This is a genomic window from Duganella fentianensis (assembly GCF_009857835.1).
Lineage (GTDB): Bacteria > Pseudomonadota > Gammaproteobacteria > Burkholderiales > Burkholderiaceae_D > Rugamonas > Rugamonas fentianensis.
Genome location: NZ_WWCL01000001.1, coordinates 977,690 through 992,030, shown reverse-complemented (window position 1 = coordinate 992,030; position 14,341 = coordinate 977,690). Strand labels below are relative to the sequence as shown.

At 63.7% G+C, this 14,341-nt stretch carries 13 protein-coding genes; 4 read left to right on the top strand and 9 right to left on the bottom strand.

What is annotated here, in order from left to right; genetic code table 11:
- The first annotated feature begins 3 nt into the window (after positions 1-3).
- From GTP23_RS04250 to GTP23_RS04240, 3 genes are read left to right on the top strand one after another with little or no spacing between them, the layout of a single operon-like run.
- Positions 4-3,156 carry an efflux RND transporter permease subunit gene (locus GTP23_RS04250; RefSeq protein WP_161033998.1) on the top strand — a complete coding sequence of 1,051 codons (3,153 nt, stop codon included), beginning with the start codon at positions 4-6 and terminating at the stop codon, positions 3,154-3,156.
- Complete coding sequence (locus tag GTP23_RS04245) at positions 3,140-4,579, top strand: efflux transporter outer membrane subunit (protein ID WP_161033997.1); 1,440 nt, start codon at positions 3,140-3,142, stop codon at positions 4,577-4,579. The genes GTP23_RS04250 and GTP23_RS04245 overlap by 17 nt, the downstream gene beginning before the upstream one ends.
- Positions 4,576-5,649 (top strand): patatin-like phospholipase family protein, encoded by a 1,074-nt coding sequence (locus tag GTP23_RS04240; protein ID WP_161033996.1) that lies wholly within the window; start codon positions 4,576-4,578, stop codon positions 5,647-5,649. The genes GTP23_RS04245 and GTP23_RS04240 overlap by 4 nt, the downstream gene beginning before the upstream one ends.
- A 14-nt stretch (positions 5,650-5,663) precedes the next feature.
- On the opposite strand, the gene hemW is transcribed toward GTP23_RS04240, so the two are convergent.
- The 5 genes from hemW to GTP23_RS04215 all read right to left on the bottom strand — a co-directional run bounded on the left by hemW (position 5,664) and on the right by GTP23_RS04215 (position 10,352).
- On the bottom strand, positions 5,664-6,935 hold the full coding sequence (gene hemW, locus GTP23_RS04235) for a radical SAM family heme chaperone HemW (protein ID WP_161033995.1): 1,272 nt from the start codon (positions 6,933-6,935) through the stop codon (positions 5,664-5,666).
- Positions 6,932-7,516: an RdgB/HAM1 family non-canonical purine NTP pyrophosphatase gene (rdgB, locus tag GTP23_RS04230; protein ID WP_161033994.1), complete on the bottom strand. Its 585-nt coding sequence runs from the start codon at positions 7,514-7,516 to the stop codon at positions 6,932-6,934. Before rdgB ends, hemW begins: the two co-directional genes overlap by 4 nt.
- A gap of 117 nt (positions 7,517-7,633) precedes the next feature.
- Positions 7,634-8,368, bottom strand: coding sequence for a ribonuclease PH (gene rph, locus GTP23_RS04225; RefSeq protein WP_161033993.1), 735 nt, complete (start codon positions 8,366-8,368; stop codon positions 7,634-7,636).
- 10 nt (positions 8,369-8,378) lie between these two features.
- Positions 8,379-9,317 (bottom strand): PP2C family protein-serine/threonine phosphatase, encoded by a 939-nt coding sequence (locus GTP23_RS04220; RefSeq protein WP_161033992.1) that lies wholly within the window; start codon positions 9,315-9,317, stop codon positions 8,379-8,381.
- 15 nt (positions 9,318-9,332) lie between these two features.
- The gene (locus tag GTP23_RS04215; protein ID WP_161033991.1) at positions 9,333-10,352 is read right to left on the bottom strand and encodes a serine/threonine protein kinase; all 1,020 of its coding nucleotides are present in this window, start codon (positions 10,350-10,352) and stop codon (positions 9,333-9,335) included.
- 88 nt (positions 10,353-10,440) lie between these two features.
- Between GTP23_RS04215 and GTP23_RS04210 the strand changes: the two genes are divergently transcribed.
- Positions 10,441-11,331, top strand: coding sequence for a YicC/YloC family endoribonuclease (locus GTP23_RS04210; RefSeq protein WP_161034626.1), 891 nt, complete (start codon positions 10,441-10,443; stop codon positions 11,329-11,331).
- An 87-nt stretch (positions 11,332-11,418) separates the two neighbouring features.
- Here GTP23_RS04210 and GTP23_RS04205 read toward each other — a convergent pair whose 3' ends face one another.
- From GTP23_RS04205 to GTP23_RS04190, 4 genes are all read right to left on the bottom strand, one after another.
- On the bottom strand, positions 11,419-11,892 hold the full coding sequence (locus tag GTP23_RS04205; RefSeq protein ID WP_161034625.1) for a MarR family winged helix-turn-helix transcriptional regulator: 474 nt from the start codon (positions 11,890-11,892) through the stop codon (positions 11,419-11,421).
- A gap of 81 nt (positions 11,893-11,973) precedes the next feature.
- Positions 11,974-13,020: a thioredoxin family protein gene (locus GTP23_RS04200; RefSeq protein ID WP_229255909.1), complete on the bottom strand. Its 1,047-nt coding sequence runs from the start codon at positions 13,018-13,020 to the stop codon at positions 11,974-11,976.
- Positions 13,021-13,037: 17 nt separating this feature from the next.
- Complete coding sequence (locus tag GTP23_RS04195; RefSeq protein ID WP_229255908.1) at positions 13,038-13,865, bottom strand: alpha/beta fold hydrolase; 828 nt, start codon at positions 13,863-13,865, stop codon at positions 13,038-13,040.
- Between the two features lie 39 nt (positions 13,866-13,904).
- On the bottom strand, positions 13,905-14,321 hold the full coding sequence (locus GTP23_RS04190) for an Ohr family peroxiredoxin (RefSeq protein ID WP_161033989.1): 417 nt from the start codon (positions 14,319-14,321) through the stop codon (positions 13,905-13,907).
- Positions 14,322-14,341: the final 20 nt, after the last annotated feature.

The following is a 14,341-nucleotide window of genomic DNA, read 5'->3' as shown; positions in this document are numbered from 1 at the left end:
CTGATGGCCAAGTTCTTCATCGACCGGCCCGTGTTCGCATGGGTCATCGCCCTGTTCATCCTGCTGGGCGGGATGCTGGCGATTACCGTGCTGCCCGTGTCGCAATACCCGACTATCGCCCCGCCTTCCATCGTCATCACTGCCAACTATCCGGGCGCTACGGCGCAGGTGCTGGACGACGCTGTCACCAGCGTGATCGAGCAGGAAATGAATGGCGCCGATGGCATGCAGTACATCGAGTCCTCCAGCGAGGCTAACGGCGCCGTCACCATCACCGTGACCTTCCAGCCCGGCACCAATCCCGAACTGGCTGCAGTGGATGTGCAGAACCGCATCAAGCGGGTGGAATCGCGCCTGCCTGCAGCCGTTACACAGCAGGGCGTGCAGGTTAACAAGGCACGTTCCAACATTCTGATGTTCGTTGGCCTGACTTCCACCGATGGCCGGCTCGATCCGACCGCGCTGGGCGACTACATGGCGCGCAACGTGGTCAACGAAATCAAGCGTATCCCCGGCGTCGGTCAGGCCCAGTTGTTCGGTACCGAACGCGCCATGCGCATCTGGGTCGATCCGGCCAAGCTGGTCGGCCTGAAACTGACCATGGCCGATGTCACGGCCGCCATCCGCGCACAGAATGCGCAGGTCACGTCCGGCACGCTGGGCGACCTGCCCAGCCCTGCCGCGCAGACCATATCCGCGCCCATCGTGGTATCGGGTCAGCTCACTTCTGCCGCCGAATTCGGCCAGATCGTACTGCGCTCGCAATCGAGTGGCGCGCTGGTACGCCTGAAAGATGTGGCGCGCATCGAAATGGGCGGTGCCAGCTTCAACATCAGCGCGCGCCTGAGTGGCCAGCCTTTCTCCGCCATCGCCGTGCAGCTGTCGCTGACGGGTAACGCACTGCAGACGGCTACCGCCGTACGCGCCAAGATGGAAGAACTGTCCAAGTACTTCCCGCCCGGCGTGAAGTACGCCGTACCGTACGACACTTCGCTGTTCGTCAAGATCTCCATCGAGGAAGTGGTCAAGACCCTGCTGGAAGCGGTGGTGCTGGTGTTCCTCGTGATGTATCTGTTCCTGCAGAACTTCCGCTATACGCTGATTCCCACCATCGTAGTGCCAGTGGCGCTGATGGGCACTTTCGCCGCCATGCAGCTATTCGGCTTCTCCATCAACGTGCTGACCATGTTCGGCATGGTGCTGGCCATCGGTATTCTGGTGGACGATGCCATCGTGGTAGTGGAAAACGTCGAGCGCATCATGAGCGAGGAAGGCCTGTCGCCACGTGACGCCACCCGCAAGGCCATGGGCCAGATCACCGGCGCCATCATCGGCATTACGCTGGTGCTGATCGCCGTGTTCATCCCCATGGCCTTCTTCGGCGGCGCCGTGGGCGCCATCTACCGCCAGTTCTCGCTGGCCATGGTGTCGGCCATGCTGTTCTCGGCGCTGATGGCGCTGACCCTGACGCCGGCCCTGTGTGCCACCATCCTGAAACCCGTGCAGGCAGGCCACCACCACGAGAAGCGCGGCTTCTTCGGCTGGTTCAACCGCGTGTTTGCGCGCAGCGCTACGCGCTATCAGGGCGTCATCGCACGCATGCTGCAGCGTACCGGCCGCTATCTGATCATCTTCGCGCTGCTGTGCGGCGTGGTGGGCTGGCTGTATGTACGCCTGCCTTCGTCCTTCCTGCCGAACGAAGATCAGGGCTATCTGATCGCCAACGTGCAGCTGCCGCCGGGCGCATCCACCAGCCGTACGCAAGCCGTGCTGGCCAAAGTGGATAGCTATTTCCGCCAGCAGCCGGGCGTGGCGCGCACCATCGCCGTCGCCGGGTTCAGCTTCTCGGGTAACGGCCAGAATGCCGGTCTGGTATTCGTGCCGCTCAAGGACTGGAGCGAGCGCGGTCCCGACCAGTCGGCACAGGCCATCGCCCAGCGCGCCTTTGGCGCCCTGTCCGGCATCGCCGACGCCGTGGTGTTCCCGCTCAGCCCTCCGCCTATCCGCGAACTGGGTAATGCCACCGGCATTACGGCGCGCCTGCAGGACCGCAGCGCGCAAGGCCACGCTGCTCTGCTGGCAGCCCGCAACCAGTTACTGGGACTGGCTTCCAAGAGCCCGATACTCAAGGGCCTGCGTCCCGAAGGGCTGGAAGATGCGCCGCAACTGCAGGTCGACATCGATCGCGAAAAAGCCTATGCGCTGGGCGTCAGCTTCGCCGACATCAACAGCATGCTGTCGGGCGCACTCGGTTCGTCCTACGTCAACGACTTTGCCAGCAGCGGGCGCCAGCAGCGCGTGATCGTGCAGGCCGATGCGCCGCGCCGTCTGCAGCCGCAGGACATTCTGCAACTGCATGTGCGCAGTGCCAGCGGCACCATGGTGCCGTTCGCCTCCTTCGCATCGTCACGCTGGATACAGGGCCCTGTGCAGCTGGTGCGCTACAACGGCTACCCGGCCATCAAGCTCACGGGCGATGCAGCACCGGGCCGCTCGACGGGCGAAGCCATGGACGAGCTGCTACGTCTGGCCGAACAGCTGCCGCCCGGCTTCAGCATCGAATGGACCGGCCAGTCGCTGGAAGAGAAAACTTCGGGCTCGCAGGCGCCTGCCCTGTTTGCCCTGTCGCTGCTGGCTGCCTTCCTCGTACTGGCCGCGCTGTATGAGAGCGAAACCATTCCCGTGGCCGTGCTGCTGGTGGTGCCGCTCGGCGTGCTCGGTGCGCTGCTCGGTGCCACCCTGCGCAGCCTGCCCAATGACGTGTACTTCAAAGTGGGCCTGATTGCGATTATCGGTCTGTCGGCCAAAAATGCGATTCTGATTATCGAATTCGCCAAGGACCTGCAGGCGCAAGGCAAGGGCCTGATCGAAGCCACGCTGGAAGCCGTGCACCTGCGCTTCCGCCCCATCATCATGACCTCGCTGGCCTTCATCCTCGGCGTGCTGCCGCTGGTGATCGCCACCGGCGCCGGTTCGGCCAGCCAGCGTGCCATCGGCACGGGCGTGATGGGCGGGATGATTACTGCGACCGTGCTGGCCGTATTCCTCGTGCCCGTATTCTTCGTGGTGATCCGCAAAATCTTCAAGGGCAGCGAACGCCAGCGCAAACTGGCCGCACATGAACTGAACGACAAGAACCATGAAACCATTGATTAAAACGGCTCCTACCTTGCTGGCAGCAGCGCTGCTGTCGGCCTGCTCGCTGGCGCCGACCTATCAGCGTCCGTCTGCCCCTGTCGCCGACGCCTATCCGCAGGATACGGCCGGTGCGGCCGCACGCACCAGCGTAACCCTGCCTGCCAGCGCTGCTAGCGCCGTGGATACGGGCTGGCGCAGCTTCTTTGCCGACACCCGGTTGCAGCAACTGATAGCCGCGGCGCTGGAACATAACCGCGACCTGCGCACTGCCGTGCTGCGCATGGACGAAGCACGCGCGCTGTACGATGTGCAATCGGCCGACCGCCTGCCGAATCTGAACGCCAGCGCCAGCGTGGCGCGCGCCAAGACGCCGGCCTTCCTGTCCTCCAGCGGCCACAGCACCGTCGGCAAACGCTACGATGCAGGACTGGCGATTTCCGCCTTCGAGCTGGATTTCTTCGGCCGCGTAAAAAGCCTGAGCGATGCGGCACTGGCCAGCTATCTGGCCACGGAAGAAGCCCGTCAGGCAGCGCAAATCAGTCTGGTGGCACAGGTAGCGCAAGCCTATTACACGGAACGCGCCTACGCCGAACAACTGGCGCTGGCACAGCAGACCTATGCGGCGCGCAGCCGCACTTACCAGCTTACCCAGCAGCGCGCCGAAGTGGGCGCCTCTTCGCGCCTCGATCTGCGCTCGGCCGAAACGCTGATGGAAACCGCGCGTGCCGCCGCCCTGTCGCTGGCGCGCCAGCGTGCGCAGGCAGAGAACGCGCTGACGCTGCTGGTCGGCCAGAACCAGCCTAGCACTAGCACCAGCGGCGCCCTGCCCGACCAGCGCCAGCTCGATGCCATGAGCGCGCTGCCAGCCGGCCTGCCGTCCGAACTGCTGGCACGCCGGCCCGATATCCGCGCTGCCGAGCAGCGCCTGAAAGCGGCCACCGCAAATATCGGTGCCGCCCGCGCGGCCTTCTTCCCGCGCATCAGCCTGACCACCTCATTAGGTAGCAGCAGCCCATCGCTGGGTGGCCTGTTCGATAGCGGTTCCGGCAGCTGGTCGTTCGCGCCGCAACTGTCGCTGCCCATCTTCGATGCGGGCCGCAACCGCGCCAATCTGAGTCTGGCCGAAACGCGCAAGAATATCGCCGTGGCCGACTACGAAAAAACCATACAGACCGCCTTCCGCGAAGTGGCCGATGCGCTGGCAGCGCGCGACTATCTGGGTGAACAGGTGCAGGCACAGAACAGCATCGTCGAAGCACAGGCCGACCGCCTGAAGCTGCTGCAGCTGCGCTTCGAGCAGGGCATCGCCAGCAGCCTCGATGTGCTGGACGCCCAGCGCGAACTGTTCAGCGCCCAGCAGACGCTGGTGCAAGTACGCCAGCAGCGTAGCGGCAGTGCCGTCGATCTGTATCGCGCACTGGGCGGCGGCCTGCAGCCATGACGTCGTCGATCACCATACGCCTCGGCAAGCGGGCCCGCGCCCGCATCGCTGCCGAAGGTATGCAGGCGGCCGACATTGCCATCATCCCTGCCGCAGCAGGCGGCCCCAAAGGGCTGATCCTCAATGGCCTCGATATCTGGGCCTTCGGCGAATGGCTGAAAGGCGCACCGCGCCAGCGCCGTCTGATCGGCGCTTCCATCGGTGCATGGCGTATGGCGGCATCGGCATTTGATGATCCGGTGGCCGCCCACAAGCGGCTGGCGCAACTGTATTCGGCCCAGCAGTATCCGGAAAAAGTAAAGTCGCCGCAGGTGACAGCCACCTGCCGCACCCTGCTCGATGAACTGCTCGATGGGCGCGGCGCCGAAGTGCTGCACCATACTCAGCACCATCTGTCCGTGCTGACGGTGCGCGGCATCGGCGCGCTGGGGCGCAGCGATGGCCAGCGCTGGCGCGAAATGGCCGGTTTCATCGGTGCAGCGACGGGCAACCTGCTGGCGCGCAGCCAGCTGGCCAAAGCCATGGAACGCGTGATCTTCCATCACCAGCACGATCACAGCGCGTGGCTGCGCGACGGCTTCGACGCTTTCCATGCCCACTTTGTCGGTCTGTCCGACGCCAATCTGCGCGATGCCCTGCTGGCTTCCGGTTCCATCCCGCTGGTGCTACAGGCGGTCAACGATATCGCCGGTGCACCGCAAGGACCGTACTGGGACGGGGGACTGATCGACTACCACCTGCACCTGCCCTACCAGCGCGACGAGGGACTGGTGCTGTATCCGCACTTTAGCGACTACATCGTGCCGGGCTGGCTCGATAAAAGCCTGCCATGGCGGCGCGCGCGCGATGCCGCGCTGGAAAATGTGATCCTGATTTCACCCTCGCCGGAATTTGTCGCCCATCTGCCCAACAGCAAACTGCCCGACCGGGCCGACTTCAAGGCCTATGGCCAGAACCACGGCCTGCGCATGCGCGACTGGCGCCGCGCCATCGGCGAAAGCGAACGCATGGCGGAAGACTTCGCGCGCTGGTGCGAGCGCCCCGATCTGAAACAGGCCGCCAGCTTCTAAGCCACCTGTGCCACTCAGGTGGTTAGGAACATCTCCTGCAGATCATTGAGGAAGCGCTGACCCAGTTCGGTCGGACGGATGAGCTGGTGATCGCGGTATAGCAGTCCTTTGGCTTCCGCGGCATTGAGCTGGCGTTCGATGGCATTGAGCGCCATGCCGGTGCGTTCCATGAACAGGCGCGGATCGAAACCGCCGCACAGGCGCAGGGTATTGAGCATGAACTCGAAGCCCATTTCCTCGCGACCGATCTCGCGCTCTTCCTGCACAGGTGCGCCCAGCGCTACCTGCTCCATATACGCCCTGGGCTGCTTGTAGCGGGCCTGACGCAGGATGCGGTGCGGGAAGGACAGCTTGGAGTGGGCGCCTGCGCCTATGCCCAGATAATCGCCGAATTCCCAGTAGTTGAGATTGTGGCGCGCGCGCCGTCCCGCCTTGGCATAGGCCGACACTTCGTAATGCTGGTAGCCGTTGGCCGCCGTCAGTTCGGCGATCATGTCCTGCATGTCGGCGCTGGCATCGTCATCCGGCAGAGCCGGCGGATACTTGGCGAACAGCGTATTCGGTTCCATCGTCAGATGGTAGAGCGACAGGTGCGGCGGCTGGTAGGACAGTGCCGTTTCGATATCGCGCTGCGCTTCTTCCAGCGTCTGCGACGGCAGCGCATACATCAGGTCGAGATTGAAGTTATCGAAATTGGCCACGGCGATATCCACCGCGCGGCGCGCTTCGCCATCGTCGTGGATGCGGCCCAGCGCCTTCAGATGGCGCTCGCTAAAACTCTGGATACCGATGGACAGCCGGTTCACACCACTGGCACGGTAGGACTTGAACTTCTCTGCCTCGAAGGTGCCGGGATTGGCTTCCATGGTGATCTCGACATCGCTATCGAGCGGCAGCAAGGTGCGCACGTCCGACAGTAGACGGTCCAGCCCTGCTGCCGACAGCAGGCTAGGCGTGCCGCCGCCGATGAAGATGGTGTAGATCTTGCGGCCCCAGATCAGCGGCAGCGCCATTTCCAGATCGGTGCGCAGCGCATCCAGATATTCCTTTTCGGGGAAGCCGGCCTGATAGCCGCCGTCCCTGGCTTCGTGCGAATTGAAGTCGCAATACGGGCACTTCTTCACACACCACGGAAAATGGATGTACAGCGACAGCGGCGGCAGCGCCGTCAGATTCAGCGTGCCACCGGCCAGATATTTGGCCGCCACGCCCGCCACATCGCTATGGCTGGCCGCTGCGCTGGGCTGGGTAGCCGATTTGGCTCCCACGACTTTAATCGGAATCATTTGAGCTTCTCGACCAGAGCGCGCAATGCCTGCCCGCGGTGCGACAGGCGGTTCTTCTCGTCTGCCGCCAGTTCGGCCACGCACTTGCCCAGTGCCGGAATATAGAAATGCGGATCGTAGCCGAAACCACCTTCACCGCGCGCTTCGGCGATGATCTCGCCATTCCAGCGCCCATCGGCGATCACCGGCTGCGGGTCATCGGCATGGCGCACGAACACCAGCACGCAATAGTAATAGGCCGATTTATCAGCATGCGCGGCCAGATCGGCAATCAGCTTGGCACTGTTACGGGCATCCGACTTGGGCTCGCCCGCATAGCGCGCCGAATATACGCCCGGCGCACCACCGAGTGCATTCACGCAGACGCCGGAATCATCGGCCAGCGCTGGCAGTCCGGTCAGGCGGGCGGCATGGCGCGCCTTCTGCAGGGCGTTTTCCACGAAGGTGTGGAAAGGCTCGTCCGCCTCCGGCACATCGTATTCGCCCTGGGCGTGGACGGCATAGCCCACGGTGGACAGCAGTTGGTTGAATTCTTTGAGTTTGCCCGCGTTGTTCGAGGCGAGGATCAGGCGTTGGGTCATGATGTCGGCTGCAAGAGCGCTGCTGCGCTGTAAAAAAGCATGGAAGCCGACATTGTAAACCGTTTGGCTGCCGCACCTGCGGCGGCAGCCCGATTCCCTACTGGCTGGGGCGCTGAGTTAAGCCGTCAGGCCCAGCGCCTGCTTCTGCAGTTTGATCAGATCAGCAATGCCGGCCTGCGCCAGATCAAGCAGACGGTTCATGCCCTCACGGTCAAACGCGGCGCCTTCGGCCGTGCCCTGCACTTCGATGAAGTGGCCGGCATCGTTCATCACCACATTCATGTCGGTATCGCAGCCGGAATCTTCCACGTAGTCGAGATCAAGCACCGGCATGCCCTGATACACGCCTACCGAGATAGCCGCCACAAAGCTCTTGAGCGGCATGGCCGGCACGGCGCCGCTGGCCACCAGCTTGGAGAACGCATCATAGGCCGCCACCATGGCGCCCGTGATGGATGCCGTGCGGGTGCCGCCGTCGGCCTGGATCACGTCGCAATCGAGGTGCAGGGTGCGCTCGCCGAAAGCTTCCAGATCGAAGGCTGCGCGCAGCGAACGGCCGATCAGGCGCTGGATTTCCTGGGTGCGGCCGGACTGCTTGCCACGGGCCGCTTCGCGGTCCATGCGGCTATGGGTGGAGCGGGGCAGCATGCCGTATTCGGCCGTCATCCAGCCCTGCCCTTTGCCTTTCAAAAAGCCCGGTACTTTCTCTTCGATGCTGGCGGTGCAGATCACCTTGGTATCGCCGCATTCGATCAGCACCGAGCCTTCTGCGTGCTTGGTGTAGTTGCGGGTCAGGCGCAGGGCGCGCAGCGCATCGACGGCGCGGCCGCTAGGGCGGGAGACAAAAGTCATACTGTTTTCCTTATTTGAGTAATTGCGAAGATTTTGCGATCGCCCCGCGTATTTCGGCAATGGCTTTTTCGATTTCAGCGTCATCGAACAGGTCGGCGCGCTGGCCAGCAGCACTGCGCGCAATGGTGCTGCTATGTTCCTGCTGGCTTAGCGCTTCGGTCGAGATCATACTCGATAGCTCGTCCGCCGCCTTGCCGCGCTGGTCGGCCATGGCACTGCCCTGCCACATGATGGCCAGCGCCGTCACGTTGTCGCAGCTGCGTCCACCGGCGGCCAGCGCTGCCTGCAGCATGGCCGGCACGGCGCGCACGATAGGCTGGTGCTGCAGGCTGTGGGCGATTTCCTGATCCGGCAGCATAGACCACAAACCATCCGAGCACAACAGCAGCACATCACCGCTCTGCAGGACACCCTGCCCCAGCTCCACGCGCGGCAGGCTATCCGCACCGAGGCAGTTATACAGCTTGTTGCGGTCCGGATGGGTGTGGCGCTGCTCGGCCGGCACCAGCCCCCTGGCGATCAGGTTTTCGATATGACTATGGTCACGCGTACGCGCCAGCACCTGGCCGTCGCGCAGCCAGTACAGGCGCGAATCGCCGCAATGGGCCCACACCACCGTGTTGTGCTGCACCAGCGCCGCCACGACAGTGGTGCGCGGAGTTTCGCTCATGCCTTTGACCTGACGGTGGCGGTGTATGGTTTCGTGCGCGGCCAGTATGGCCTGCTGCAGAAACTGTTCCGGCTTTTTCACATAGGCCGTGGCCTGCTGCTGGAATAGCAGCGAGATGGTCTGCAGCGCCACCGTGGCCGCCACTTCGCCATGGGCATGGCCGCCCATGCCATCGGCCAGCACCAGCAGCAGCGCATCGCGCGTGTAGCTGTAGCCCATGCGGTCCTGATTCTGCTTGCGTGCGCCGATATGGCTTTGCTGGTAGACGGAAAATTGCATCGTACCGCGCTCCTGCTACTGGCGTGTGGCCGGTCCGGCCGACGGCGCGCTACCGCTGTCCGTACCGCCCAGCCAGCGCCGCAAGCCGCTCCCCAGCCGCGCCATGAAACCGCTGGCAGGCGGCGCCGCAGCGTCTGTGACCACGGGCGCCGGTGCTGTAGCCAGCAGCACCTTCTGCAGGGCGAACAGACTTTGCGGCCGGTCCAGCGGCTCCAGCGCCAGACACCATTCAAGCAGTTTCAGCAATTCATCCGAATACTGGCCCTGCAGCTGTACGAAATGGGCCGCCATCTTGTCTGCGCTGCGGCGCTGATCGGCCGGCTGGGGTGGCGCCCCCACCATGCAGGCAAACATGGCGGCACCCAGACTGTAGATATCCGACCACGGGCCCAGTCCGCCGCCCTTGTCGTACAGCTCAGGCGCCGCATAGCCGGGCGTGTACATGGGCGTCAGCGTGGGCATATCCTGATTCAGCGTCTGGCGCGCCGCACCAAAATCGAGCAGCATGGGCGAGCCATCCGTGCGCAGATAGATATTGGCCGGCTTCAGATCAAGATGCAGCAGCTTGTTGGCGTGCACTTCACGCAGGCCCTTGATCACTTGTAAAAAAATAGTGCGTATAAAGGCTTCGCCCACTTTGCTGTTGCGGTTGCGCTGGCGGGCGATGTAGTCCTGCAGCGTATTGCCCGATTCGTAGGCCATAACCATATAAACCGTTTCATGGGCACGGAAGAAATTGCGCACGCTGACCACGTTGGGGTGAGCGATACGGGCCAGTGCCCGCCCCTCTTCGAAGAAGCATTTGAGGCCGATACGGAAGGCCGGCAGGTGGGCCGGCGCCACCGTCGGCACCAGTTCGCCGGGCAGGCGCTGGACCAGCGCGGCCGGCAAATACTCCTTGATGGCCACGGCCGCGCCCTCGCTATCGTAAGCAAGGTAAACAATACTGAACCCACCCGACGCAATTTTCTTTACAATGCGATATCCAGCAATTTCCAGACCATCTGGTAGGGGGGCGTTGTTTTGTGCTGCCATAGGACTCCTCGCCTGAACCCGCCGATTGTGTGGATAAATCACTGTTTTGTAAAGATTTAACCGGGGACATCCTTTGAGCATTTCCAGTATGACGGGCTACGCGGTCGCCACCAGCGAAAGTGCTGCGGGTACACTGACCATCGAAATCAAGAGCGTCAACTCGCGCTTTCTCGATCTACAGTTTCGAATAAACGACGATTTGCGCGCGCTGGAGCCGGATTTGCGCACTGCCATCATGGGCGCGATCACGCGCGGCAAGGTGGAATTGCGCCTGAGTTTCGGGCGCAAGGCAGCCAGTGCCGGCACCCAGGCGCTGAACCTGCCCATCTTGACGGAATTGCAACGCCTGCAGAATGAAGTCAGCAGCCACTTCCCTGCCGCCCACACCATGTCGGTGGCGGAGCTGCTGCGCTGGCCCGGCGTGATCGAAGAAGCGGAAATCGGCCAGGAATCGCTGCAGGCCGATGTGGCCGCCCTGATGACGCGCACCCTGAGCGCCTTCGTCACCAGCCGCCAGCGCGAAGGCGCGGCGCTGGAAGCCATGCTGACGGCCCGCATCGATGCGATGGAAGCCATCGTCAAGCGCATTACCCCGCTGATCCCGCAAGTGGTGGCAGCCTTCCAGCAGAAAGCCGTGGAGCGCATGCAGGATGCACTGGGGCTGGCCTGCCAGGGTTCCAACTCGGCGCTGTCGCGTCAGGATGCGCTGGAACGCATCCGTCAGGAAGTGATCCTGTACGGCATCCGCATCGACGTCGCAGAAGAACTGGGCCGCCTGTCGGCGCACCTGAACGAAACCCGTCACATCCTGAAAAAAGGCGGTCAGGTGGGTAAGCGGCTGGACTTCATGATGCAGGAACTCAACCGCGAGGCCAACACGCTGGGCGCCAAAGCCTCCGTCAAGGAGCTGGCCGACGCCTCGATGGAACTCAAGCTGCTGATCGAGCAGATGCGCGAACAGGTACAGAACCTCGAATAAGGCCCGGCCCTGTCCGGCCCACACAACGCAGGCTGCGCGCCTGCGTTTTTTTTTGCGCGCAGCCGCTAGGCGGGCGTACCGAGGTGCTTATTCGGCGTCGCTGGCGCTGGCCGCATTCATCAGATTGGACCTGAGCTTGACGATGGCCTTCTGCAGCGCCTTGAACTCATCGGCATTCAGCCCTGCCGCTCTGGCCGTGATGTCGCGGTAGTCGAACGCCTGTTCGCGCAGCTGGCGCCCCGCCTCGGTGAGCGAAATCCGGACGCTGCGCTCATCGTCCTTGTCCCGCTCACGCGATACATAGCCCATGGCTTCCAGCCGTTTCAGCATAGGCGTCATGGTGCTAGGCTCAAGAAACAGCTGCTCGCTCAGGCCCTTGACGGTCTGATGGTCCTGCTCCCACAGGCAGATGATGGTCACGTACTGGGGATAGGTCAGGCCCAGCGCTTCGAGCACCGGCTTATACACCCGCGAATAGGCCAGATTGGTGGAATAGATGGCAAAGCACATAAAGTCGCCCAGCCTGGCCGCCTGCCTGTTGCGATTTTCACTGGCACCCATAATTGCGCCCATGGTTGGTTATCAAGCTGGGAATTGTCGTCGCTGCGCCCCCGTTGCGCAAGCCCGGCATCAAGCGCTCCCTCAGCCGAAAGTGAAGGCGTAGGCCTCGGCGCCCGCGTCGAGGAAGCGGATGACGCAGCGCCGCGGACCCACTCTGGTGCCCTGCCTGACCAGCTGATACAGGCGGGTGGCATCGACCAGCCCCATGCCGGCGGCGTCGATATCGCTGCCATGATCGGCGCCCGGCGGCTCGCCGTCCAGCGTCAGCTGTATGCGTAGCGGCCGCCCTGCCGCACCGGGGCCCAGCACCAGATGCAGGTCACGCGCGCTGAACTGGTAGGCAATGCTGGCACCGGCCTCCTGCGCGACGATCTTCTCCTCGCCGGCCAGCCAGTTGCCGGCCAGCCCCCACTGATTCAGGCGCAAAGTGCTCACGCTGTAGCGCTGCGGCTGATCGGGCCGCAGCGGCTGGGGCGAATGGAAGCGCTCTGCCTTGCCATAGCCCAGATAGGTTTCGTCCGATCCCAGCCGGGCCAGATCCGGCGCCGACTGCTCGGCCTTCGCCTCGGGGCGCACCAGACTATGATCGGTCGGTGCCGTGCCATGCGCTTCCGCCAGCAGACGCTGGATGGCGGCCTCGGTGCGGTCGTAATCGCCCTCGCCGTACTGGTGGTAACGTATCTTGCCGTTGCCGTCGAGCAGATAATAGGCGGGCCAGAAGCGATTCCCCCAAGCCTGCCAGATCGCCTGGCTGCTATCCAGCGCCACCGGAAAGTCGATGCGCAAGCGCTGCACTGCCGTCTGCACATTGGCCTGCGACTGTTCGAAGCGGAATTCCGGGGTGTGCACGCCCACCACGACCAGCCCTTGCGTGCGGTATTTTTCGGCCCAGGCGCGGATATACGGCATGGTGCGCAGGCAGTTTATGCAGGAATACGTCCAGAAATCCACCAGCACCACTTTGCCTTTTAAATCGGCAGCCTTGAGCGGGGCCGAGTTCAGCCAGCCACTGGCGCCTTCGAAGCCGGCGCCCGTTCCCTCCACCGGCAAACTGCCCTGACCGCGCGCCACCAGCACTGCGCCCGCCAGTACGCCGGCTCCGGCCAGAGTCAGCATCCAGCGTCGCATGCCTCCCGCTCCCGGCCTCATGGCTGCGCTGGCGCGCCCGTACGGGCGGCCACCTCTATCAGTTCGGCCACCTGCTGCGCATGGCTCGCCATCAGCGCATGCGAAGCACCGGGAATTTCGCGGATCTCGCGGCCATGGGCACGTTCGGCCATGTAGCGCAGCACTGCCGGCGGCAGGTTGCGGTCAGCCGTGCCATACACAAAAAACGATGGCAAGCGCTGCCACGCAGCTGCGCCGGCCGGTTCGTTCAGCGCTGCCAGCGCCACCGGTCGCTGGGCCACAGCCATGGCGGCAGCCTGCGGCTCGGCCACATCGGCAGCAAACTGCTGCCAGTATTTATCCTGCCGTATGTAGAGCTCCTGCGCACCATCGGGTAGCGTGACCGGATCGGCCAGTGCAGTGCCCAGTGTACTGCCGGGGAATTTCCCCGCCAGTCCGGCCACCGTTTCGCCAGCTTCGGGCGCCAGTGCCGCGACAAACACCAGCGCCCTGACCTGCGCCTCGTCCTGTGCCGCACGGGCAATCACCATGCCGCCGTAGGAATGACCGACCAGCACCACTGGCCCCGCAATCGACCGGACCAGACTGGCCGTATAGGCTGCATCGGCCTGCACGCCGCGCAGCGGATTGGCCACACTGACTACCGGATAGCCGTGCGCAGACAGCAGCTGCGCCACAACGGTCCAGCTGGAACTATCGGCAAAGGCGCCGTGGACCAGCACGATGGTGGGACGCGCGGCACTGCTAACGGCCGCCGCAATGGGACTGGCCGCCTGCACTGGCAGGGCAGCACTGAAACTGGCCCAGCCCAGCAGCATCGCCAGTATGTATGAACGAGGTTGCATGACACTTCCTTCCCGGGTTTAAAGACTCTGGCCAGCAGCTCAGGCCAGCGACAGTTCGACGTGGATGTTGTTGCGGCTCATTTTCGAATACGGGCAGATCTGGTGTGCGGCCGCCAGCAAGGCCTGCGCCTGTTCCGCCTCCAGCCCGGGCAGGCTGACCCGCAGGCGCGCCTGCAGCGCAAAGCCATCCGCACCAGTACCCAGATCGACTTCGGCATCGACCACGGTGTCTGCCGGTAGCACCAAGTGCTGCGCCTGTGCCGCCCGGCCCAGCGCACCGATGAAACAGGCCGACCAGCCGGCAGCGAAGAGCTGCTCGGGATTGCTGCCGGCGGCAGCGCTGCCGGGCGGCGCGAGCTGAATATCGAGCCGGCCATCGTCGCTGCGGGCATGGCCGCTACGGCCGCCAGTGGTACGGGTACGTCCCGTGTACAGAATTTTTTCCAGCGTTTGCATCAGATTTCCTTTCCAGTTCA

What these genes read in the sequence shown, in the direction of transcription:
- GTP23_RS04205 (WP_161034625.1), bottom strand. Translation starts at nt 11,892, where the DNA reads ATGGGTGCCAGTGAAAATCGCAACAGGCAGGCGGCCAGGCTGGGCGAC.
- rdgB (WP_161033994.1), bottom strand. Translation starts at nt 7,516, where the DNA reads ATGACCCAACGCCTGATCCTCGCCTCGAACAACGCGGGCAAACTCAAA.
- GTP23_RS04220 (WP_161033992.1), bottom strand. Translation starts at nt 9,317, where the DNA reads ATGCAATTTTCCGTCTACCAGCAAAGCCATATCGGCGCACGCAAGCAG.
- GTP23_RS04250 (WP_161033998.1), top strand. Translation starts at nt 4, where the DNA reads ATGGCCAAGTTCTTCATCGACCGGCCCGTGTTCGCATGGGTCATCGCC.
- hemW (WP_161033995.1), bottom strand. Translation starts at nt 6,935, where the DNA reads ATGATTCCGATTAAAGTCGTGGGAGCCAAATCGGCTACCCAGCCCAGC.
- GTP23_RS04240 (WP_161033996.1), top strand. Translation starts at nt 4,576, where the DNA reads ATGACGTCGTCGATCACCATACGCCTCGGCAAGCGGGCCCGCGCCCGC.
- GTP23_RS04200 (WP_229255909.1), bottom strand. Translation starts at nt 13,020, where the DNA reads ATGCGACGCTGGATGCTGACTCTGGCCGGAGCCGGCGTACTGGCGGGC.
- GTP23_RS04245 (WP_161033997.1), top strand. Translation starts at nt 3,140, where the DNA reads ATGAAACCATTGATTAAAACGGCTCCTACCTTGCTGGCAGCAGCGCTG.
- GTP23_RS04190 (WP_161033989.1), bottom strand. Translation starts at nt 14,321, where the DNA reads ATGCAAACGCTGGAAAAAATTCTGTACACGGGACGTACCCGTACCACT.
- GTP23_RS04210 (WP_161034626.1), top strand. Translation starts at nt 10,441, where the DNA reads ATGACGGGCTACGCGGTCGCCACCAGCGAAAGTGCTGCGGGTACACTG.
- rph (WP_161033993.1), bottom strand. Translation starts at nt 8,368, where the DNA reads ATGACTTTTGTCTCCCGCCCTAGCGGCCGCGCCGTCGATGCGCTGCGC.
- GTP23_RS04195 (WP_229255908.1), bottom strand. Translation starts at nt 13,865, where the DNA reads ATGCAACCTCGTTCATACATACTGGCGATGCTGCTGGGCTGGGCCAGT.
- GTP23_RS04215 (WP_161033991.1), bottom strand. Translation starts at nt 10,352, where the DNA reads ATGGCAGCACAAAACAACGCCCCCCTACCAGATGGTCTGGAAATTGCT.